19 protein-coding genes and 3 tRNA genes are annotated in these 21,672 nt (G+C 64.8%); 8 read left to right on the forward strand and 14 right to left on the reverse strand.

What is annotated here, in order from left to right; all coding sequences use genetic code 11:
* Nucleotides 1–104 precede the first annotated feature (104 nt).
* The 10 genes from B2W22_RS17410 to rnr form a co-directional block, all read right to left on the reverse strand.
* The gene (locus B2W22_RS17410; protein WP_006218435.1) at nucleotides 105–776 is read right to left on the reverse strand and encodes a response regulator transcription factor; all 672 of its coding nucleotides are present in this window, start codon (nucleotides 774–776) and stop codon (nucleotides 105–107) included.
* A gap of 63 nt (nucleotides 777–839) precedes the next feature.
* A complete protein-coding gene (locus B2W22_RS17415; protein WP_175125771.1) occupies nucleotides 840–1,334 on the reverse strand; it encodes an ExbD/TolR family protein in 495 nt (164 codons plus the stop codon).
* The gene (locus B2W22_RS17420) at nucleotides 1,334–2,326 is read right to left on the reverse strand and encodes a MotA/TolQ/ExbB proton channel family protein (protein ID WP_286938986.1); all 993 of its coding nucleotides are present in this window, start codon (nucleotides 2,324–2,326) and stop codon (nucleotides 1,334–1,336) included. The genes B2W22_RS17415 and B2W22_RS17420 overlap by 1 nt, the downstream gene beginning before the upstream one ends.
* 1 nt (nucleotide 2,327) lies before the next feature.
* Nucleotides 2,328–3,140, reverse strand: coding sequence for an energy transducer TonB (locus tag B2W22_RS17425; protein ID WP_175124581.1), 813 nt, complete (start codon nucleotides 3,138–3,140; stop codon nucleotides 2,328–2,330).
* 326 nt (nucleotides 3,141–3,466) lie between these two features.
* A tRNA-Val gene (locus B2W22_RS17430) sits at nucleotides 3,467–3,542 on the reverse strand.
* A 145-nt stretch (nucleotides 3,543–3,687) separates the two neighbouring features.
* Nucleotides 3,688–3,960 carry an HU family DNA-binding protein gene (locus tag B2W22_RS17435; RefSeq protein ID WP_003812968.1) on the reverse strand — a complete coding sequence of 91 codons (273 nt, stop codon included), beginning with the start codon at nucleotides 3,958–3,960 and terminating at the stop codon, nucleotides 3,688–3,690.
* A gap of 355 nt (nucleotides 3,961–4,315) precedes the next feature.
* Nucleotides 4,316–4,996: a Fe2+-dependent dioxygenase gene (locus B2W22_RS17440; RefSeq protein ID WP_175138754.1), complete on the reverse strand. Its 681-nt coding sequence runs from the start codon at nucleotides 4,994–4,996 to the stop codon at nucleotides 4,316–4,318.
* A gap of 58 nt (nucleotides 4,997–5,054) precedes the next feature.
* Entirely contained in the window at nucleotides 5,055–6,299 is a 1,245-nt protein-coding gene (locus B2W22_RS17445; protein ID WP_286939208.1) for a cystathionine gamma-synthase family protein, read from the reverse strand.
* Between the two features lie 45 nt (nucleotides 6,300–6,344).
* A complete protein-coding gene (rlmB, locus tag B2W22_RS17450) occupies nucleotides 6,345–7,082 on the reverse strand; it encodes a 23S rRNA (guanosine(2251)-2'-O)-methyltransferase RlmB (protein ID WP_175124583.1) in 738 nt (245 codons plus the stop codon).
* Nucleotides 7,083–7,219: 137 nt separating this feature from the next.
* Nucleotides 7,220–9,685, reverse strand: a complete 2,466-nt coding sequence (rnr, locus tag B2W22_RS17455) for a ribonuclease R (RefSeq protein WP_175124584.1) — start codon at nucleotides 9,683–9,685, stop codon at nucleotides 7,220–7,222.
* Nucleotides 9,686–9,916: 231 nt separating this feature from the next.
* Here rnr and B2W22_RS17460 point away from each other — a divergent pair.
* Nucleotides 9,917–10,001, forward strand: a tRNA-Leu gene (locus tag B2W22_RS17460).
* Between the two features lie 164 nt (nucleotides 10,002–10,165).
* Here B2W22_RS17460 and B2W22_RS17465 read toward each other — a convergent pair.
* Nucleotides 10,166–10,777, reverse strand: coding sequence for a tRNA-uridine aminocarboxypropyltransferase (locus tag B2W22_RS17465; protein ID WP_175124585.1), 612 nt, complete (start codon nucleotides 10,775–10,777; stop codon nucleotides 10,166–10,168).
* Between the two features lie 161 nt (nucleotides 10,778–10,938).
* Here B2W22_RS17465 and B2W22_RS17470 point away from each other — a divergent pair.
* A tRNA-Leu gene (locus B2W22_RS17470) sits at nucleotides 10,939–11,023 on the forward strand.
* A 217-nt stretch (nucleotides 11,024–11,240) separates the two neighbouring features.
* Here the strand turns inward: B2W22_RS17470 and B2W22_RS17475 are convergent.
* Entirely contained in the window at nucleotides 11,241–11,684 is a 444-nt protein-coding gene (locus tag B2W22_RS17475) for a GNAT family N-acetyltransferase (protein ID WP_175124586.1), read from the reverse strand.
* Nucleotides 11,685–11,803: 119 nt separating this feature from the next.
* On the opposite strand from B2W22_RS17475, the gene B2W22_RS17480 reads away from it, so the two are divergent.
* The 4 genes from B2W22_RS17480 (at nucleotide 11,804) to B2W22_RS17495 (ending at nucleotide 16,925) form a co-directional block, all read left to right on the forward strand.
* Entirely contained in the window at nucleotides 11,804–12,706 is a 903-nt protein-coding gene (locus tag B2W22_RS17480; protein ID WP_175124587.1) for a DMT family transporter, read from the forward strand.
* A gap of 33 nt (nucleotides 12,707–12,739) precedes the next feature.
* Nucleotides 12,740–13,684 carry an AEC family transporter gene (locus B2W22_RS17485; protein WP_175124588.1) on the forward strand — a complete coding sequence of 315 codons (945 nt, stop codon included), beginning with the start codon at nucleotides 12,740–12,742 and terminating at the stop codon, nucleotides 13,682–13,684.
* A 149-nt stretch (nucleotides 13,685–13,833) separates the two neighbouring features.
* Nucleotides 13,834–15,057, forward strand: a complete 1,224-nt coding sequence (locus B2W22_RS17490) for a YeeE/YedE family protein (RefSeq protein WP_175124589.1) — start codon at nucleotides 13,834–13,836, stop codon at nucleotides 15,055–15,057.
* A 200-nt stretch (nucleotides 15,058–15,257) separates the two neighbouring features.
* Nucleotides 15,258–16,925: an FMN-binding glutamate synthase family protein gene (locus tag B2W22_RS17495; protein WP_175124590.1), complete on the forward strand. Its 1,668-nt coding sequence runs from the start codon at nucleotides 15,258–15,260 to the stop codon at nucleotides 16,923–16,925.
* A 58-nt stretch (nucleotides 16,926–16,983) separates the two neighbouring features.
* On the opposite strand, the gene B2W22_RS17500 is transcribed toward B2W22_RS17495, so the two are convergent.
* Together B2W22_RS17500 and B2W22_RS17505 are read right to left on the reverse strand one after the other, a co-directional pair.
* Entirely contained in the window at nucleotides 16,984–18,474 is a 1,491-nt protein-coding gene (locus B2W22_RS17500) for a phospholipase D-like domain-containing protein (protein ID WP_175124591.1), read from the reverse strand.
* A 9-nt stretch (nucleotides 18,475–18,483) separates the two neighbouring features.
* Nucleotides 18,484–18,819, reverse strand: coding sequence for a DUF883 family protein (locus B2W22_RS17505; protein ID WP_175124592.1), 336 nt, complete (start codon nucleotides 18,817–18,819; stop codon nucleotides 18,484–18,486).
* A gap of 370 nt (nucleotides 18,820–19,189) precedes the next feature.
* Between B2W22_RS17505 and egtD the strand changes: the two genes are divergently transcribed.
* Together egtD and egtB are read left to right on the forward strand one after the other, a co-directional pair.
* Complete coding sequence (gene egtD / locus B2W22_RS17510) at nucleotides 19,190–20,167, forward strand: L-histidine N(alpha)-methyltransferase (RefSeq protein WP_175124593.1); 978 nt, start codon at nucleotides 19,190–19,192, stop codon at nucleotides 20,165–20,167.
* 36 nt (nucleotides 20,168–20,203) lie between these two features.
* A complete protein-coding gene (gene egtB, locus B2W22_RS17515) occupies nucleotides 20,204–21,520 on the forward strand; it encodes an ergothioneine biosynthesis protein EgtB (RefSeq protein ID WP_286938992.1) in 1,317 nt (438 codons plus the stop codon).
* Nucleotides 21,521–21,672: the final 152 nt, after the last annotated feature.

Here is a 21,672-nt window from a genome sequence, read left to right on the forward strand (position 1 = left end):
GCAGCCGGAGACGGTTGGGGGGTGCGTTCCTGCGTCATGGCGCGAAGCCCTCGATGAGGCGGATGAAAACGCGCGGACGGCGATCGCCGGCCGCGGCCGGCCCGTCAGGCCGTTTCCACATCCAGCATGTAGCCAAAGCCACGTACCGTCTGGATGCTGGCGCCCGTGCCTTCCAGGCGCTTGCGCAAGCGGTACACGTAGACTTCGACGGCGTTCTCGCTGAAATCCGCGTCCCAGGCGGACAGGGAATTGACGATCTGGCGCTTGGTCACGACGCGGCCCACGCGGGCCATCAGCATTTCGAGGACGGAAAGTTCACGCACCGACAGCGACAGGCGCTGGCCATTGGCGCGGACTTCGCGGCCGACGGTGTCGAACACCAGCGGGCCGACTTCGATGAGCGGCTGGGCCTGGCCGGCACGGCGGCGGCCGAAGGCGCGCACACGCGCGGCCAGCTCGGGCAGTTCGAAGGGTTTGGTGACGTAGTCGTCCGCTCCGGCGTCCAGACCGGCAACGCGGTCTTCGATGCCATCGCGAGCGGTGAGGATGAGCACGGGAACCTGATTGCCGTCCTGCCGCAGTTGCCGCAGCACGTCCAGGCCGCTCATGCCGGGAAGATTGAGGTCGAGCAGCATGAGGTCATACGGCTGGCCCGCCAGCGCGCCCAGAACCCGGTCGCCCTCAGTCAGCCAGTCGACCGCATAACCCTGGTCGGCCAGGAATTCCTGGAGCGCATGGCCCAGGGTGGTGTCGTCTTCGATTACCAGAACTCGCATGCCGCGATTCTAGCGCGATCCAAAAAAAAAGGGGCGCGAAATGCGCCCCCTTCCTGGATTCGTTCACCGGCCGGACGGTGCCGGGGCCGGAGCCGCGGCAGGTGCGCCCGAAGCGGGAGCACCCGCCGCCGGAGCACCACCCGAGGGCGGCGTCGTGACGAAACCGATACGCGTCATGCCCGAGCGGCGCGCCGAGGCCATGACCTTGGCCAGCGTTTCGTAACGGGTGTTCTGATCGGCGCGGATGCGGATCTCGGGTTGCGGCTTGGTGCCGGCGATCGACTTGAAGCGATTGGGCAGGTCGTCGATATTGACCGGCTTCTCGTCCCAGAACAGTGCGCCCGCGGCGTCGATCGCCAGGTCCACGGTCTTGGGTTCTTCCTCGATCTGCTCGGCAGCCACCTGGGGCATGTTGATCTTGATCGAGTGCGCCAGGAGCGGCGCCGTGATGATGAAGATCACCAGCAGCACCAGCATGACGTCGATCAGGGGCACCATGTTGATCTCGGACACCGCATGGCTTCCGGAACCTTTACCCTCAAAGCTGCCAAAGGCCATTATTCGCTCCCGCGTTGAGCCGCGTGGCCGTTCTGGCGACGCAGCGCGCGCACCTTGCCGTCGGACAGCGCAACTTGCTGGCCGGTGGTCAGGAACGCAAACAGGTCATGTGCAAAGGCATCCAGGCGCGACAAGTACACGCGGTTGTTGCGCACGAAGGTGTTGTACGCCAGCACCGCCGGAATGGCCACCGCCAGGCCCAGGCCCGTCATGATGAGAGCTTCGCCCACCGGGCCGGCGATACGGTTGATGGTCACGCCATCGGACAGCCCGATGCCGACCAGCGCGTGATACACGCCCCACACCGTGCCGAACAGGCCGACGAACGGCGCCGTCGAACCCACCGAGGCCAGCACGGTCAGGCCGTTTTCCAGCTTGGCGGTTTCTTCGTCGATGACCTTGCGCATGGTGCGCGTGACGAAATCCGAATTGCTGCCCGACTCTTCCAGCTTGGTGGCGCCGAATTTGTTGTGGTGCGCCTGCGCGTGCATCGCGTGGCTGGCCAGATGCGAGAACGGATCGCGCGCGCCGTGCGTGTTGATTTCGTGCTCGACCTGTTCCAGCGAGCTGGCATTCCAGAACTTGTTCAGGAAGTCTGCCGAACGCTTGCGCATGCTGACGTTGCTGCCTGCCTTGACCAGGATGAGATACCAGGTCACGAGCGACATGAGGATCAGGATGACGAACAGGCTCTTGCCCACGAAGTCGCTCTGGGCGACGAAGTGCAGGAAGCCCATGTCGGGGACCGGCGCGGGCGCAGGCGCGGCCGGCAGCGCAGGCGCGGCCGGCAGCGCCGCCGCGGCGCTGTGCAGCGCGTCGGCCGATTGCTGAACGGCGCCAGCAGCCTGCTGGACTACGTCGCCGCCCGTCGTGGCGGCTTGCTGGGCTGCGGGTGCGGCCGCGGCGGCCGCGGGCGCGGCGCCTGCAGCCGGCGCTGCCGGGCTGGTGGTCGCCTGCGCCACCAGAGTGGCGCTATGCAGTGCGTTGGACATCTCAGTTCCTCATTACGAAATCGAACGGAATTTTTGCTTTGGCGGGATAAGCCACGCCATTACGGGTATACGGCTTGAAGCGGCCTTTGCGGGCGGCTGCCAGCGCCGATTCGTCCAGGCGCGGAAAGCCCGACGAAGCATCGATGGTTGCCCGCTCGACCAAGCCCTGGGTATTGATTTCCACCAGCACCACGACCCGGCCCTCTTCCCGCATGCGGCGCGATGCCATCGGATAGTTGGGCATCGGACGCGCGCCCTGGAACTCAATGCTCGAGACCAGCACGGGCTGATCGGGAGGTGGTCCCTGCGTCGGGCCCTGCGGCGCCTGCGTGCCTTCCGGCGCACCACTGGGCGGCGTCGGCTGCGGCGGCGTTTCGGGCTTGGGCTCGGGTTTGACTTCCTGCTTGGGCTTTGGCTTGGGTTTGGGCTTGGGTTTGGGCGGAGGCGGCTTGGGCGCCGGCATCGGCGGCTTTTCCACCACCGGTTCGGGCTCGGGTTCCGGCTCCGGCTCCGGCTTCAACTCGGGTTCGGGCTCGGGTTCGGGCTCGATCTCGGGTTCAGGCTCGGGCGGCGTCTCGGTCACCGGCTGCGGCACTTCGGGAGTGGGTTCGGCTTTGGCGATCTGGGGGATGGGGGCATCCACCACGCTCACCATGATTGCCTCGGGTTCCTCCAATTCAGGACGACTTTCCGGCGCCATGAAGATGGCGCCGATCACCGCTGCATGAAGCGCGACGACCGCCAGGCCAGCGCCTGCGCGTATACCAAAAGAAGACCGCGAAGAAGAATTCCAACCGGGTTGAAGACTAGGCATGAATCAGCCAGGGTGCATTGACTTTTCCGGCCAGCCAGAGAAATGACGCGCACAAAACGGCGACGCCGGCTGACCGGTACAAGCCCGACATAGTATCTTAAATGCGAATGATTCGCACGTTGTATTTCGAATGGAACAGCGTAACACCGCTGACGGAGATCAAAGCGGAATCAATAAACGCTTACGAAAAAAGGCGGACGCTCGCGCGTAGCGGCACTGAAAACGCCCACCGGAAAAACAAAAAACCCGCCACGTCGCCGTGTGCGGGTTAGATGCGAATCCGGAACGAGGCGCGGTGTGCCTGCCCAACCGGGATCGTGTGCTTCTGGTGGGTGCTACAGGGGTCGAACCTGTGACCTACGCCGTGTAAAGGCGCCGCTCTACCAACTGAGCTAAGCACCCATTTCAGTGCAATTGCCCGGCGCGATTAGCACGCGGGAATTACCAATTTGGGGTACTCAAAAGCAATACGCGGGCCGGAGTATACCGGACCGCGTACTTGTGGGCAAATCGCAGCGCCAGGCGCCTTGCGATCCGCTGCCGTCAATCAGTTGACGGCGTCCTTCAGGGCCTTGCCCGGACGGAACTTCGGCACCTTGGCCTTCTTGATCTTGATGGTTTCGCCGGTGCGCGGGTTACGGCCAGTGCGCGCGGCGCGAGCCGACACGGCAAACGTGCCGAAACCGACCAGCGTGACCGTACCGCCCTTCTTCAGCGTGGTCTTCACGGCACCGATCAGGGCGTCGAGCGAACGGCCGGCAGCAGCCTTGGAGATATCGGCCTTGCTGGCGATGTGATCGATGAGTTCGGTTTTGTTCATGCAGGTGTACCCCTCACAAGGTGTGGAGTCTGCCGGGGGGGCGGAGTTCATGGCCGTCAGGATGGATGCCACAAATGGACGCGAGACCAGGCAAACGACGAACAGACAGTGGATAAACTTTTTTCTTGCGCTGCAAAGCACAACTTTTAAACTGCTGCGCCGCTTAGGATTTGCTGGCTTTTTGCCTGCAAACCGTCAGCGACGCAGAGGTGTATTAGGCCTTGGCGTAGAGCGGCTGTCAAGAGAAAACCTGACCGCAACCCGCGTCAATACTAGCTTTTAGCCGTTTTCGCAATAAACAAAAACGCGAATTTCGGGGTTTGCACGACACCCCAAATAAACACTTTAAGCTTCATCAAACGTCGGCCCAGCGACGCAGCAGATTGTGATAAATGCCGGTGAGCTGCACGATCGACGCATGCCCCGCCACATCCTGGTTCAAGCGCTGGATAGCCACGTCCATATCCAGCAGCAATGCGCGCTGGCTGTCTTCGCGCACCAGGCTTTGCATCCAGAAGAACGAACTGACGCGCGCGCCGCGCGTCACGGGGTTGACCTTGTGCAGGCTGGTGCCCGGATACAGCACCATATGCCCTGCCGGCAGCTTCACGGCGCGCGGACCATAGGTGTCGTCGATAACGAGCTCGCCGCCGTCGTAGCTATCGGGATCCGAGAAGAACAGCGTCGCGGACAGGTCGGTGCGCACGCGCTCCGGTGAACCCGCGATGCCGCGCACGGCGTTGTCGACGTGATAGCCGAAGGCCTCGCCGCCTTCGTAGCGATTAAACAGCGGCGGGAAGATCTTGCGCGGCAACGCAGCCGACATGAAGAGATTGTTGCCCGACAGGCGCTGCAGGATCAGCGTGCCGAGCTCTTGCGCCAGGGGATGCTGTTCGGGCAATTGCCGGTTGTGCTTGACCTGCCCCGATTGATGGCCGGCGGTGACCTTGCCGTCTACCCAGTCTGCGGCATCCAGCCGCTGGCGGATGTCGGCCGCCTCTTGCGGCGTGAAGACTTCTGCGATCTGTATAAGCATGGGTTCCTACCCCGATTGCGTTGTCGGCGCAGCCCTGGCGGGAGCCGCGCCTGCCGCATTATCCCTTCAGGCAACCATTGAGCGCCTGATCGAAATCAAACAGCAAATCGGCTTCGTCTTCGATGCCCACCGACACGCGAATCAGGCTGTCCGCAATGCCCATCTGCTGACGGCGCTCCGCGCCCATCTCGTAATAGATGGTGTGGGCGGCCGGCAGCGCCAGACTGCGCGTATCACCCAGGTGCGTCGCCATCAGCACGACACGCAGCCGATTCAGGAAGTCGAAGCAATCGACGCCATCTGCCAGCTCGACGCCCAGCAGGCCGCCGAACCGCGAGCCGAAGAGCGCCGCGGCGCGCGCGTGTTGCGGATGGCTTGCAAGGCCCGGGTAATGCACCTTCGCCACGCCCGGGTGCTCTTCCAGAAAGCGCGCCAGCGCCAGTGCATTGGCGCAGTGCTTGGCCATGCGCAGCGCCAGCGTCTCGGCGCCCACCGCAATGCGGTGCGCCGGCTCGGCGGCCAGCGTGCCGCCCATGTCGCGCAGGCCCTTTTTCTTGATCTGCGTGAGGCCCCAACCGGTCGACGCTCCCTTGCGATAGGCCTCGTAGATATTCTCGTTGCCGGCCCAGTCATACAGGCCCGTGTCGGTCACGGCGCCGCCCAGCGCGTTGCCATGACCGCCGATGTACTTGGACAGCGAGTTCATCACCAGCGATGCGCCCACGGAAGCAGGCCGGAACATCCACGGCGAGGTCAGCGTGTTGTCCACCACATAGACCAGCCCCTTTTCGCGGCAGATCTCGCCGATCACGGCCAGGTCGGCCACCTGCGTGCCCGGGTTGGCAATGGTCTCGGTAAAGACCATGCGCGTATTGGACTGGATGGCGGCGCGCACCTGCGACGAATCCGTCGCGTCGACAAAGGTGATCTCCACGCCCAGTTCCTGCAGCGTGCCGAACAGGCTGTTGGTGTTGCCGAACACGAACTGGCTGGACACCAGGTGGTCGCCCCGGCGCAGCAGCGTGGTGAAGATGGCGGCCAGCGCAGCCATGCCGGTCGAGAAACTGACCGTGCCCTTGCCGCCTTCCATCTGGCTGATCTTGGCTTCCAGCGCGGTCGTGGTCGGCGTGCCCTGGCGCGCATAAGTGAAGCCCGCCTTGCCCTGGAACACGGCAGCCAGCTCGCGCGCGTCGTCGTAGGCAAACTCGGACGACGGATGCATCGGCTTGTGCACCGCTCCGTGCTCGACGGATTGATTGCGGTCGGAATGGAGGATCGTGGTGGTAAAGCCGTTCTGGTGCATGATGGGCAGACGCAAGAAAGAAGGGTATCTACAGGATTAGACGGATCACGATTGGCGCTGGCGCACGGTCTCGTACAGGCAGACGGCGCTGGCGACGCTGACGTTCAGGCTTTCCACGGAACCCAGCATCGGGATGTTGACGAGCTGGTCGCAGGTTTCACGCGTGAGGCGGCGCATGCCCTCGCCTTCGGCGCCCATGACCCAGGCCATCGGCTGGCGCGCGTCGATCTTGTGCATGCTGTCAGTGGCCTGATCGTCCGTGCCGACGAGCCACACGCCGCGATCCTTCAGGCTGCGCATGGTGCGCGCCAGGTTGGTCACCATCAAATACGGAACCGTATCCGCCGCGCCGCACGCAACGCGCTGCACGGTGGCGTTCAATCCAACGGCGCGATCACGCGGCGCGATCACCGCGTGCACGCCCGCCGCGTCGGCGGTACGCAGGCACGCGCCCAGATTGTGGGGGTCGGTCACGCCATCAAGAATCAGCAGCAGCGGCGGCCCTTCGATCACGTCGAGCACTTCGTCGACATCCACCGCCAACTGGCGCTCGTCGGCCAGCGCCACGACGCCCTGGTGACGGGTGCCGCGCGACAGGCCGTCCAGGCGCTCCATGGGAACCGGATGCAGACGGCAGCCAGCCCGCTCGGCCTGCTCGATGAATGTCTGCATGCGCTTGTCGCGGCGCGAGGCCTCGACGTAGATTTCCTTGATCGACTCGGGCGCGTGGCGCAGCCGCGCGACAACCGCGTGAAACCCGGCCAGGACTTGGGTCGACGCCATAAAGCAATACCTTTAGATAAACGAATACCCGCCCCAGAGGGGGCGGGCCACCGGACAGGACCGGCAATAACCGCAATGTTACCCCTTACAGCCACACCGCCAAACGACGGCATGGCCATAAGGATCCCCGCCGCCGCTCAGTGGCGCTTGCGGGTGGCCTTCTTGGCGGGCGCGGCCCGCTGAGTGGCCTTGGGCGGCTTGCTGGCCTTTTTGGCCGCGGCGCGCCGTTCCTTTGCAGTCTGCCCCTTCAGGCCGGCGGGCTTGGGGGACGCGGCCTTCTTGACGCGGCGCATGGGCTCATCGGGGCCGCGCGCCGCCGCCTTGCGCAGCGCGTCGAAACTCGTGCCCTGCACCAGCCGGAACTCGATGCGGCGCGCTTCCAGGTCCACGCGGGACACCTGCACCTGCACTTTGTCCGTCAGGCGGTAGCGCATGCCGGTGCGTTCGCCGCGCAGTTCGTGCAAGGCGTCGTTGAACTGGAAGTACTCGCCGCCCAGCTCCGAGACGTGCACCAGGCCCTCGACGTGCAGCGTGTCCAGGGTGACGAAAATGCCGAAGCTCGCCACGCCGGTGACTGTGCCGCTGAAGTCTTCGCCCACGCGCTCCTTGACGAACCAGCACTTGAGCCAGGCCTCGACATCGCGCGAGGCCTCGTCGGCGCGGCGCTCGCTGGCCGATAGCACCAGACCCATCTTTTCCCAGATGGCGTGTTCGTGTTCGCGCTGCGTGCGGCCGATGACGACGGCGTGGTCGTCCAGACTGGGCACATACCGCTGCCCCGCCAGCAGCGCCTTGATCACGCGGTGCGTGAGCAGGTCGGGATACCGGCGGATCGGCGAGGTGAAGTGGCTGTAGCCCGGATAGGACAGGCCGAAGTGACCCATGTTGTCGGGGCTGTACACCGCCTGCTGCATCGAGCGCAGACACATGGTCTGCAGCAACTGGTAGTCGGGGCGCCCGCGCACGGAATCCAGGAAATCGCCGTAGTCTTTGGCGGTGGGCGTGTCGCCCCCGCCCAGCGACAGGCCCATCGTGCGCAGGAATTCGCGCAGCGATTGCAGGCGTTCCGGCGTGGGGCCTTCGTGGATGCGGTACAGGCCGGGATGCTTGCTGCGCGTCATGAAGTCCGCCGCGCAGGTGTTGGCGGCCAACATGCACTCTTCGATGAGCTTGTGCGCGTCGTTGCGCACGGACGGCACGATCTGTTCGATGCGGCCCAGCTCGTTGCAGACGATCTTGGTTTCGACAGTATCGAAATCAATGGCGCCGCGCTTCTTGCGGCCTTGCGACAGCAGTTGGAAAAGCTCGTACAGATGCTGGACCTGCGGCATCACGCTGCGCATCGCATGCGCGGCAGGCCCGCCCGGCTGCTGCAGGGCCGCCCAGATGTTCGTGTAGGTGGTGCGGGCGTGCGAGTGCATGACCGCGTTGTAGAACTGGTACGCCGTGACCGTGCCGGCCTTGGCGCCGCTGGCCGGAATGACCATGTCGCACACCAGCACCAGGCGGTCGACGTCCGGATTCAGCGAACACAGACCGTTGGAAAGCGACTCGGGCAGCATCGGAATGACCCGGCGCGGGAAATACACGCTGGTGCCGCGTTCGATCGCATCGTCGTCCAGCGCATCGCCCGGACGCACGTAATGGCTGACGTCGGCAATGGCCACCAACAGGCGCCACCCCGGACGCTTGCGCTGGCCCGTGCCCAGCTCCACCGGCTCGCAATACACCGCGTCGTCGAAATCGCGGGCGTCTTCGCCGTCGATGGTGATAAGCGGCACGTCGCGCAGATCGACCCGGTCTTTCAGGTCGGATTTGCGGACCGTGTCGGGCAGGCGCGCGGCCTGCTTCAAGGCGCCATCAGTGAAGTCGACCGGCACATCGAACTTGCGCACGGCAATTTCGATTTCCATGCCGGGATCGTCGATCTCGCCCAGCACCTCGGCCACGCGGCCCAGCGGCTGCGTATGGCGCGTGGGCTGCGCCATGATTTCCACCGCGACCACCTGCCCGTGCTGGGCGCCATTGGTGTCGCTGGGCGGAATCAGGATGTCGTGCTTGATGCGCTGATCTTCGGGCACGACGATGGACAGACCATGTTCGTGCAGAAAGCGCCCCACCAGCTTGTTGGTGCGGCGCTCGATGACTTCGACGATGGTGCCTTCCGGCTTGCCCCGGTATTCGCCGCCCGGCTTGACCAGCACGCGGTCGCCATGCAGCACCTTGAGCATTTCGCGAGGGGACAGGAACAGATCCGGACCGCCGTCGTCGCGCAGCAGGAAACCGAAGCCGTCGCGATGACCCAGCACCTTGCCCGCCACGAAGTCGAGCTTGGTCGCCAGCAGCAGCACCCCCTTGCGGTTGGGCAGCAACTGCCCGTCGCGCTCCATGGCACCCAGGCGGCGTTCAAACCCCACCAACGTCGCCTCGCGCTCGACGCCCATACGCTCAGCCAGCTCTGCCGGAGACAACGGCGAACCCGCGGCGCGCAGCGCTGTCAGGATGGCTTCACGGGACGGAACATCAGGGTCGAAGTCCGGCGGCGCTTCGGGCAAGGGTGTTGATCTGTTTTTATTGGATTCGTTATTCGATCGTTTTGCCAAAGCTAAATTTTCCGTATATAATGCGCAGCTTCTGTGGTTCGCCCAAGGCTGAACACTGAAGCAGAAATGGTCAGAACGGTTTAGAAAACCGGGTTTGAAAAAACCGATTGTAAAACCAACTGCATTCAGACGCATGGATTAGTTCAAAGCTGGCTGATTAGGTCGACGCTTAAAACCAACCCAAGTGACTGGAACGCAGCGTAGCACATAGTTCTGACAGTATCTTTCAGTGCCCAGGTGGCGGAATTGGTAGACGCGCACGGTTCAGGTCCGTGTGCCGCAAGGTGTGGAGGTTCGAGTCCTCTCCTGGGCACCACGGAATTCTAATCAAGGCAGTTTGCGACTGGCTTGGTGAAATAAGGCTAAAAGGCCCCGGAAATCGAAAGGTTTCCGGGGCTTTTGCTTTTGTGTTTTCTTTCTGTGATCGCTTGCCGGAATCTGCGCACGCCAGATATCAGCGCCGCACCGCCCTCGCTTCGGTTATCGCCAGGGCACCTTGCGATTCAAATGATGACGCGCATAAAGATCGGCGCCCATGCCGTCGATCTGCCCATCGATCAACGCCTCGAACGGTGCAAGCAGCGCGTCAAAGTTGCGCGGCGCCTCGATGGCGTTCAGTGCGTGCGTCACCGCTTCGATGGTGGACAGCGCGCCTGCCACGTCGGCGTGGCGCACCCGATAGCGTGTCGTCAACCCCGGCGGCAGCATCACGCGAGGCAGCGCGGCAAGCGCCGGATTGATGTGCAGCAGCTTGCGCGCATGCCCCCATGTGCCGTCCGGCACGATCAGCCGGACGGGCATGCCCAGGTCCTGGCCATAACCCGGCGTCAGCACCTCGGCGCCCTCTCCGGGAAACAGCAGGCGCGGCGCATGATCCGGCACTGCCCAATCAGACTCCGAAAAGTACTCGCCCACCACACGGCGCGCCCCCGCCAGTCCCAGCACCGCAAGACGCGCCGTGTTCAACGCGTGGCGCGCTTCGCTGGGATGCTGCAGCACCACCACGCGGGTACGGCAAGACAACGATGGAATCAACGCGCAAAGGCAATGCGACAGCGGGCGCAGGCAGCGCGTACAGAGGGCTCGAGACATGGGCGACACTATATCGAAAGCGGCCTGTTCGCGGCCCGCCCAAAAAAAAGTGAAAAAAAAGCAGCACGACTTGCACACATCAAAAAAAGTGTGCATAATCTCGTTCCTCTGCTGCTGAACACGAAACGAAGCGAAAGCGACGCAACATGTGAAGCAACAGCGCCCAGGTGGCGGAATTGGTAGACGCGCACGGTTCAGGTCCGTGTGCCGCAAGGTGTGGAGGTTCGAGTCCTCTCCTGGGCACCAATTACTACATCACGAGGTACCTGTCGTGATGCGCCAAAAGAAAAACCCCGAATGCGAAAGCGTTCGGGGTTTTTGCTTTGTGCGCGCGTTTTTGTTTTGCGTGCGCGGTTCTTTGGCACGGTTCTTTGGCGCGGTTCGTTGTTTCGCAGGCGCGGCCTTTCGCTGTTCGCGGACTACACCGCAGCCCATCGGCTGCGGTGCATGACCGGACAGCGCCCTACTTCAACGTGCGCGTCATCACCACGTGCGGAATGCCCGCCTCGACAAATTCCTCGCCTTCGGCCTTGAAGCCATGCGCCTCGTAAAAGCCTGCAGCATGCGTCTGCGCATGCAGCACCAGCATGCGATGGCCGTCGCCGTGGCCCTGGCCGATCAGCGCATCAAGCAACTGTCCGCCCACGCCCATGCCGCGCGCCCGCTTGTGAACCGCCATTCGGCCGATGTGACCGTCGGGCAAGAGACGCCCCGTGCCCATCGGCGTGCCATCGGGCCCGTAAGCAACGGCATGCACGGACACGGCATCGTCGTCGTCCATCTCGATTTCCGGCGGTACGTTCTGCTCGACCACGAACACCGCATGGCGCACCGAATATGCATCGTCGCGCAAACGATCCCAGGTCCCCAGCGCGATACGCACCGTTGTTTGTCTATTGGCCGACATGTCCTTCCCCCTACGTTGCAGCAAATGAATAACTGAATCCTACGCCGCATTTTGGCAGGGATGAAGAACGCGCGAAAAGGGGTACGATCGCGGCTTGCCCTTGCCGCCCCTGGTCCGCCATGACGCCTGCCGCACCCCCTGCCTGGTTGAAAGCCGCACCCGCGCTCTTTCTCGTGCTGTGGTCCAGCGGCTTCGTCGTATTGAAGGTGGGCCTGGCCTACGCCGATCCGCTCACGTTTCTGGCGCTGCGCTACGCCTGTGTGCTGCTGATCCTGACCCCCCTGCTGCTCGCCCTTCGCCCGCCGCTCCCCACCCGCGCCAGCGCATGGGGCCATCTGGCCATGGTCGGTTTGCTGTTGCAGGCCGGCTACTTCTGCTTCACCTACCTGTCGCTCAAGCAGGGCATGTCGGCGGGCGGGGTGGCCCTCATCACTTCACTTCAACCCATATTGATCGGACTGCTGGCGCCGGCCCTCGCGCATGAACGCGTCGACGCGCGGCGCTGGGCCGGATTGGCGCTGGGCGTGACGGGCGCCGCGCTGGTGATCGTGGCCAAGGCCTCGATCGATGTGCTGGCGCCATTGGGACTCACTTTCGCGGTCGGGGCCTTGCTGTGCCTGACCGGCGGCACGCTCTACGAAAAGCGCTTCGGCGCCCAGATCCATCCGGTCGCGTCCAACTTTGTCCAGTACGGCGTCGGACTTGCCGTGTCCGCGCCGCTGGCATTTTGGCTGGAACCGATGCACATCGACTGGACGGGCCCGTTGCTGGGTTCGCTGGCGTATCTGGTGGTCGGCAATTCGCTCGTCGCCATTACCTTGCTGCTGGCCATGATCCGCCACGGCGAAGCATCGCGCGTGTCCGCGCTGTTTTTCCTGGTGCCGCCCTGCACGGCGATCATCGCGCTGCTGATCCTGCGCGAACCCATCCCGCCGCTGGCCTGGCCCGGCATGGCGCTGGCCGCGCTGGGCATCCTGCTGGTCACGCGCAAAACCGGTAAGACCGGCGACGGCGGCAAGTAGAATGAGCGCCTTTCCGCCTTCGCGCCCTCGCCCATGAACGCCGTCGTCACCGCCGCCCTGCCGGTCTTTGCGTTGATATTGACCGGGTGGCTGGCCGCCCGCTGGCGCATCCTGGGCACCAACGCGACCGACGCACTGAACCGCTACGTGGTGTACCTGTCCTTGCCCGCGCTGCTGTTCCGCGCCATGACGCAGGTGGATCTGGCGCACATGGCCCACTGGGGATTCGTTGGCGCATTCGCGGGCGGCGTCGCCATCACGTTCCTGGTGTCATTCGTGCCGCGCAAGCGCGGACCGCAGTCGCTGACCGACCGCAGCATCGAAGGCCTGGCGGCGTCCTACGCCAACGCCGGCTACATGGGCATTCCGCTATGCCTTGCGCTGCTGGGCGCCGACAGCCTGGCACCCGCCACGTTCACCACCTTGCTGACCGCCAGTGTGCTCTTCGGCTTTGCCATCGCGCTGATCGAGTTCGACCGCCAGCAGACACCCAATCTACCCGCGACGCTGCTCAAGGTGGGTCGCGCGCTGGTACGCAACCCGCTGCTCGCCGCCCCGGTTGTGGGTCTTGGCTGGGCCGCCACCGGCGTGGCGTTGCCCGAAGGCGTCGACCGCTATGTGGCCTTGCTGGGCGCATCGGCCAGTCCGTGTGCGCTGGTAACCATCGGCCTTTTTCTCGCGCAGACCGAAACCGCCAGTTCCGGTCCCGGCGTGTTGCGCCTGGTGCTGGGCAAGCTGCTGCTGCAGCCGGCCGCGACGGCGGTGCTGGCCTTCTACGTGTTCTCGATGCCGCCGCTGTGGGCCTGGACTGCGGTTCTGATGAGCGCGTTGCCCATCGGCACCGGCCCCTTCATGCTGGCCAAGATGTATGGGCGCGATGCCCGCGTCACGTCGCGCGCCATTCTCGTCAGCACCGTGGCGTCGGTGCTGACGGTCAGTCTGCTTGTGGCGTGGATCAGCGCGCATCCCGTCTCGTGAACGCGCGAGCACTTTATATAACCTGCAGTTATCGTTAAAGCACAATTCCTTCGTTTGAGAAATTTAACGACAGGACTAGACTGACGGCTATTCCCACGGGTGCGACTACGCACCCGTTTGCATTTACGTCTTGATCCTCGGGATTGCCCATGAGCGCCAACGCTTCCTCCCTGCCCCTGTCCCCGGCCCTGCCGCCCATCCAGATCAACCGCAAGCCGCTGTGGATCGCGCTGCTGCTGGTGCTGGCCGGCGCGCTGTATCTCAACCAGACCGTCAGCTGGCGCCAAGGCGCGCTGTGGGTGATCGGCGCGCTGCTCGGCGTCACGCTGTACCACGCCTCGTTTGGCTTCACGCAAGCCTGGCGCGTGTTCGTATCGGACCGCCGCGGCGCGGGCCTGCGCGCGCAGATGCTGATGCTGGCCGCGGGCGTGCTGCTGTTCTTCCCCTTCCTGGCCGCCGGCACGCTGTTCGGCCAGCCGGTCAACGGCTTCGTGTCGCCCCCGGGCGTGTCGGTCGTGCTGGGCGCATTCCTGTTCGGCATCGGCATGCAATTGGGCGGCGGCTGCGCGTCGGGCACCCTCTTCGCGGTAGGCGGTGGCAACACCCGCATGGTGGTCACGCTGCTGTTCTTCATCGTGGGTTCGGTCATCGCCACAGCCAACTTCGGCTGGTGGTCCAGCCTGCCCGCACTGGCGCCCACCTCGCTCATCAAGACCTGGGGCCTGGCGCCCGCCATCCTCGCCAACCTGGCCGTCTTTGCCCTGATCGCATGGATCGCCACCGTGCTGGAAAAGCGCCGCCACGGCCACGTCATTTCCTTTGCATCGCGCACCGCTCGCCCGGCCTCGTTGCTGCAGGGCCCGTGGCCGCTCATCTGGGGCGGCGTGGCGCTGGTCGTGCTGAACTTCGCGACGCTGGCGCTGGCCGGTCGCCCGTGGGGCATCACGTCGGCATTCGCGTTGTGGGGCGCCAAGGCGCTGGATGCGGTGGGCGGCGACGTCGCCACCTGGGCCTATTGGGCCAAGCAGCCGTCCCTGGCCGCGCCGCTGCGCCAGGACGTCACGACCGTCATGGACATCGGCCTCATGCTGGGCGCACTGGCCGCCGCCAGCGCGGCGGGCAAGTTCGCGCCCGTCTGGAAGGTGCCGGCGCGTTCGCTCGCCGGTGCGGTAATCGGCGGCCTGCTGCTCGGCTACGGTGCGCGCCTGGCCTTCGGCTGCAACATCGGCGCCTACTTCAGCGGCATCCTGTCGGGCAGCCTGCATGCCTGGCTGTGGCTGCCTGCCGCCTTCGCCGGCAGCGCGCTGGGCGTGCGCCTGCGTCCGCTGTTCGGCCTGGCCGTCGAGAAGACGCCCTCGGCGTCCAGTTGCTGAGAAACTGTGTTCCAACAATGGCCTCCTGATGCAGGAGGCCATTTTTTTTGGCTCGCCGTAACGCCAGCAACCATGCGGGTTTCGGCGCGCCGCATGGCTGCGCGAGACCCGCGGCACCACGCGCATGTGGGGCGCGCCATTCATCCGCCAGACGGCCGCGCTGGTGTATGGTGGCTCCATTCCGAAATACGGAGATGCACATGAACTGGATAGCCGGCCGCTTCACGGCCTTTTTCCTGACATTGGCCGGCGCGGTGATCACCGCCGTCCTGGCCGCCACCGCATCCTTGTGGTGGCTTGCCGCAGCAGTGCCGCTGGCGCTGCTGGGCGCATTGGGCGTGTACGACCTGATCCAGCCGCGCCACGCCATTCGCCGCAACTATCCGGTGCTGGGCAACCTGCGCTTTCTGTTCGAATTCATCCGCCCCGAGATCCGCCAGTATTTCCTGGAAGACGACACGCAGGCCTCGCCGTTCTCGCGCGCGCAACGCTCCATCGTGTATCAGCGCGCCAAGCGCGAGATCGACAAGCGCCCCTTCGGCACCCAGGAAGACGTCTACGGCGACCGCTACGAATGGATCAACCATTCCATGTCGCCCTCACACATCAACGACACCGACTTTCGCGTGACCGTCGGCGGGCCTGATTGCACGCAGCCTTATTCCATGTCGGTGTTCAACGTATCGGCCATGAGCTTTGGCGCGCTGTCGGCCAACGCGGTGCTGGCCCTGAACGAAGGCGCACGGCAAGGCGACTTCGCGCACGACACGGGCGAAGGCGGCATCAGCCGCTACCATCGCCAGCCCGGCGGCAGCCTGGTGTGGAACATCGGTTCGGGCTACTTCGGGTGCCGCGACGAGCACGGCGCGTTCTCGGAAGAAGCCTTCGTGCGCAACGCCTGTACGCCGCAGGTCAAGATGATCGAGATCAAGCTGTCGCAAGGCGCCAAGCCCGGCCACGGCGGCATCCTGCCGGCGGGCAAGGTGACGATCGAGATCGCCGAAGCGCGCGGCGTGGCGCCCTGGCAGGACTGCAACTCGCCGGCCAGCCATTCCGCGTTCGACAGCCCCATCGGCCTCATGAAGTTCGTGGCGCGCCTGCGCGAGCTTTCGGGCGGCAAACCGGTCGGCTTCAAGTTCTGCGTGGGGCATCCGTGGGAATGGTTCGCCATCGTCAAGGCCATGCTGGAAACCGGCATCACGCCCGATTTCATCGTGGTGGACGGCGCGGAAGGCGGCACGGGCGCGGCGCCCGTCGAATTCGTGGATCACGTCGGCACGCCGCTGCGCGAGGCGCTGCGCCTGGTGCACAACACGCTGATCGGCGTGAACCTGCGCGACCGCATCAAACTCGGCGCGTCGGGCAAGATCATCACCGCCTTCGACATGGCGCGCGTGATGGCGATGGGCGCGGACTGGTGCAACGCCGCGCGCGGCTTCATGTTCGCCATCGGCTGCATCCAGGCCCAGGCCTGCCACACCGGCAAGTGCCCCACCGGCGTCACCACGCAGGACCCGTTGCGGCAACGCGCGCTGGTTGTGCCGGACAAGGCGCAGCGCGTGGCGAACTTCCACAAGAACACGCTGCACGCGCTTGCCGAACTGCTGGCCGCGGCAGGCCTGACCCACCCCAGCCAACTGCGTCCTCACCATATCGCGCGCCGCATCTCGCCCAGCGAGATTCGCCTTCTGTCCGCGCTGTTTCCGGAACTGGCGCCCGGCGAACTGCTGCGCGGTGAATTCCGGCATCAGGTCTTTCGCGCAGGCTGGGCGATGGCGCAGGCGCAGTCGTTCCAGCCCACGCACGACATCACCACCGCGCTCGCGCGCGAGCACGCCGCCCAGGCCGCCGCAGCCGGCAATTCCTGAGCGGCGCGGCGGGCGGGCCTGTCGCAGCACATCGCGCCAAGCCCGCCTGCCGCGTTCGCTACAGCCAGCGCTCGAACATGCGCGAGAACGACTCCATGAAGCGGTCGTCCAGGCCGCGCTCCTTCCAGGCCTCGGGCGTGATCTGCACGGCATCGGCCACATCGCGCTGGAACAGCGCTTCCATCTCGGCCGCGAACTCGGGGCCCAGCACCACCGCGTTGATCTCATAGTTCAGCGCAAAGCTGCGCCAATCCATGTTGCTGGAACCGACGGTCGACCAGACGCCGTCGACCACCGCCGTCTTCGCGTGCAGCAGCGCGTCACGCCGTTCGTAGATCTTCACGCCGGCACGCAGCAGATCGGTGTAGTGAGACCGCCCCGCGTGGAACACCAGCGACGAGTCGCTGAATCCCGGCAGCACCAGCACCACGTCCACGCCCCGCCGCGCCGCCGACTGCAACACCTCGATGAACGCAGGGTCCGGCACGAAGTACGCCATCGTGATGTGGATGGATTTCTGCGCACTTTCGAACGCGGACATCAGCGTCAGATAGACCGTATAGCCGTCGCTGCGATCGGGCTGGTTGGCCAGGATGCGGACCGTGGTGTTGCCGACGGGCGGCGCGACCTGCGAATCGCCGCCCTTGATGGGCTCCTTCGCCTGCGACGCCCAACCCGTCTGCAACACCTGCTCCAGTTCGGCGACCGCCGGGCCTTCGATGCGCAGATGCGTGTCGCGCCAGGGCGCGGAATCGGCGTCTTCCGGCGGGTCGCCCGCCTTATCGCCGGAGCCGCCCCCCGAGCCGCCGCCCGAGCCCGAGCCGCCCCCGCCGGAGAACGACGACGACTCGTACACGCTGCTGACGTTGATGCCGCCCAGGTAGCCCACCTTGCCGTCAACGACCAGCACCTTGCGGTGATTGCGCTGGTTCGGCGACCAGCCAGCCCGGGCGTTGACCGGATTGACGGGATTGAAGACGGCCACCTGAACGCCCGCATCGCGCATCCGCTGGAACAACGCATCGGGCGTCTTGATCGTCCCGACCGCGTCCACCATCAATGAGACCTCGGCGCCCCGGTTGCGCGCCGCGATCAACGCCTCGGCAAAGCGCTGGCCTTCGGCGTCGTCGTCGAAGATGTAGGTTTCCATGTGGACGTAGCGGCGCGCCTGGCCAATGGACTGCAGCATCGCCTTGTACGTGCTGGGGCCGTCGGCCAGCAGACGCACGCGGTTGCCTTTGACCAGCGGCGCGCCGCTGACCGCCTGTTCAACTGCCAGGTGCCTGGCAAGGAAGTCGTCCTTCGGTGTTTGAGGGTCCGCAGCAATGCCTTGCCCGCGACGGTAACTGTCCTGCGCGGCATCCGCGGACAGGCCCGCCTGCGAGGCGCGCGCGTGCCGTTCCTGCGCGTCGGGGACGCTGGCGCAGGCGGCGAGCACGGACGCGACGCACGCAAACAGCACGGCGCGCGCCCACCGGCGCGCGTCGACCGTCAGTTTGTGCAAGGTATTGTGCGGCCCACCCCGGCTCTCGGCCGGTAATGGGCTCATGATGCGCCTCTAGCGCCGATTGCCTGCCACGAAAATGCAGCCGAGCACGGCGCCCACCAGCGCCGCCACGCCGACCGACTTCCACGCATTCTCATGCACGTACTCGTCCGCGTAAGCGGTGGCCCGGCGGGCCCGTTCGCGCGCGACGACTTCCCAGCCGCCCGCGGATTCACGCGCATCGGCGAGTTGGCGCTTCAGGCGTGCACGCGCCGATTCGATTTCGGAGCCCGTATACGACGCAGTCGAACGCAAGAGGTCTTCCGTTCCGGCGAGCAGCTCGTGGAAGCTGTCATTCACGCGTTCACGATGCAAAGCCATTTCAGCGCGCTGGTGCTTTCGATTCATGGTAGCTCCTTGTTTTTTTTGGACCGTACCCGCGACACCACCATTGCCTGATGCAACGCAGCATCGCCAGGACTGCGGGACACATCGTTCCGCATGGCCGAAGCCCCATTGTCCATAGCAACGGCCATAACTGCCCGAGCTTTCGCAACCAGCCGTAAACCGATATTTCAGCGGCGCGAAACTTGCTGATGGCGCTGTCTGGCCCGTGCCCAAGGTGAGGCAAACACCTTGTCGCTTCCGGCCAAACGCGTTTTCGATTTCGTAAAAGTCCATTGCATTCAGAGGCTTGGCGCTTGACACCCGAACCCCCTCGGCCGCCACAATAGGTCTTCGCAATGCGCTTCAACCGCCCCAAAAAGGAACTGAACGCATGGTTTCCCCTTCCGCACTCCTTGCCGCCGTTTCTCCTGAATTCGTCGCGCAAGAACCGCAGCACCAAAGCGCCGAGCAGATCGAATTGCACGACGGGTTGTTGGACAGCCCGGCCCACATCGACCCCAAGTTTCTGTACGACGCCCTCGGCTCGTCGCTTTTTACGGCCATCACGCAGCTGCCCGAGTACTACCCGACGCGCTGCGAGGACGAAATCTTCCGACGCCATGGCGCGGATATCGCCCGCCACGTCGGTCCGGTGCAGGCCATGATCGATCTGGGCGCCGGCGACTGCGTCAAGGCCGAGCGGCTGTTTTCAAGCCTTCGTCCCAGCCACTATGTGCCGGTCGACATTTCTGCCGACTATCTGCAGGCGGCTGTCCGCCGGCTGAAGCTGTCCTATCCCGACATGCGGATCACGGCCGTGGGGCAGGATTTCTCGCATGAACTTGCGTTGCCGGCCGACATCCCAACGCAGCAACGTCTCTTCTTTTATCCCGGCTCCAGCATCGGCAACCTGGGTCCCGACAGCGCGTACGCCATGCTGCGGAGGATTCGCGAAGCGTGTCCCGGCGGCGGGCTGCTGATCGGCGTTGACCGCGTCAAGCCCAGAAGCGTGCTTGAACCCGCGTACGACGACGCGCTGCATCTGACGGCCGCGTTCAACCTGAATCTACTGCGCCACGTGAACGCGGTGCTGGGCAGCGACTTCAATGTCGACGACTGGCGCCATGTGGCCATCTTCAACAGCGAACGCTCGCGGGTCGAGATGCACCTGGAAGCGCAGCGCGCATTACGCGTGACCTGGCCCGGCGGCCATCGCGACTTCAAGCGCGGCGAGCGCATCCATACGGAGAACTCGTACAAGTTCACGCCACAGGCCTTCAGCGACCTGCTCCATCGCGCAGGCTTTGGCAATGTCGAACACTGGTCGGATGCCCGAGACTGGTTTTCTGTTTTCAGCGCCCGCGCCTGACGCGGGACCACCCACGACGCCCCCCGGAGGATCGCCATGGACCCCGCATGCCTGCTGACCCATCCCGCCATCGCGCCCTACGCGAGCGGACAGGCTGGACAGCACGACCGCTACGACGCCGTGCGCTCGACCACGACCGCGCTGGCCGCGCCACTGAGCCCCGAAGACTGCCAGGTGCAATCCATGCCGGACTGCAGCCCCGTCAAATGGCATCTGGCCCACACCACCTGGTTCTTCGAGACGTTCCTGCTGGCGCGCTTCGACACATCGACGCCGCCCTTCCATCCGCAATACCGGATGCTGTTCAATTCCTACTACAACGCTGTCGGCGCAAAACATCCGCGCCCGCAGCGCGGCCTCCTGTCGCGCCCGCCGCTCGCTGAGGTGCTGCGGTACCGCCAATACGTCGACGAAGCGATGCACGCGCTGATTTCGCGACTGGGCGGCAACGATGCCGACTTCGACGCCCTGCTCGAACTTGGCCTGAACCACGAGCAGCAGCACCAGGAATTGATCCTCACCGATCTCAAGCACATGCTGTCGGCCAATCCGCTCAAACCCGCCTACGTGGCGCCCGGCCAACCCGCACAGCCGCCCGCCACGGACGCCGGCTGGACCCGCTACGAGGGCGGCATCACGCGCATCGGCCACGACGGACGCGGCTTTGCGTTCGACAACGAAGGTCCGGCTCACGACGTCCTGCTGGCGCCCTTCTCTCTTTCTGATCGTCTCGTGACCCAGCGTGAATTCCTGGACTTCATCAACGACGGCGGCTACGACCGGCCCGAACTGTGGCTGTCCATGGGTTGGGACATGGTGTGCGCGCAAGGCTGGCGCGCCCCGCTGTATTGGGAAAGCGACGACGATGGCTGGCGCGTCTTCACATTGCGCGGCATGCAGGCGCTGGAACTGGAGGCGCCCGTCACACACGTCAGCTATTTCGAAGCCGACGCCTATGCGCGATGGGCGGGCGCACGCCTGCCGCGAGAAGCCGAATGGGAACACGCCGCCCGGCAGATGTCCGAAAACACCTACTCGGCCCGCGCCAACCTGCTTGAAAACGGTCACCTCGACACACGCCCCGCCCCCGAACGCAACGGCCAGCGCGGTCCGGTGCAACTGTTCGGCGACGCGTGGGAATGGACGTCGAGCGGCTACGACGCCTACCCCGGCTTCAAGCCCAGCGCTGGCGCGGTCGGCGAGTACAACGGCAAATTCATGTGCAACCAGTACGTGCTGCGGGGCGGTTCCTGCGCCACGCCGCGCGATCACATCCGGCCTAGCTACCGTAACTTCTTTCCGCCCGAGGCGCGGTGGCAGTTCTCGGGGATCCGGCTGGCTCGGGATGAATGAGGGGATTTGCGCCGCTGGCGAGCCGTTTGGAACACCGGATAGGCCAGGCCTGAAAAAAATGGCGCCGGTTCGCTTGCACTGCCAAAAAACTTCGTGCTAGAATTTCGTTCTTCGTTGAGCAGCAATTGCAACGCAAACTGTTCAGCAAAAGG

It is taken from the genome of Achromobacter sp. UBA4530, assembly GCF_002388205.1.
GTDB classification, from domain to species: Bacteria; Pseudomonadota; Gammaproteobacteria; order Burkholderiales; family Burkholderiaceae_B; genus Achromobacter; species Achromobacter animicus.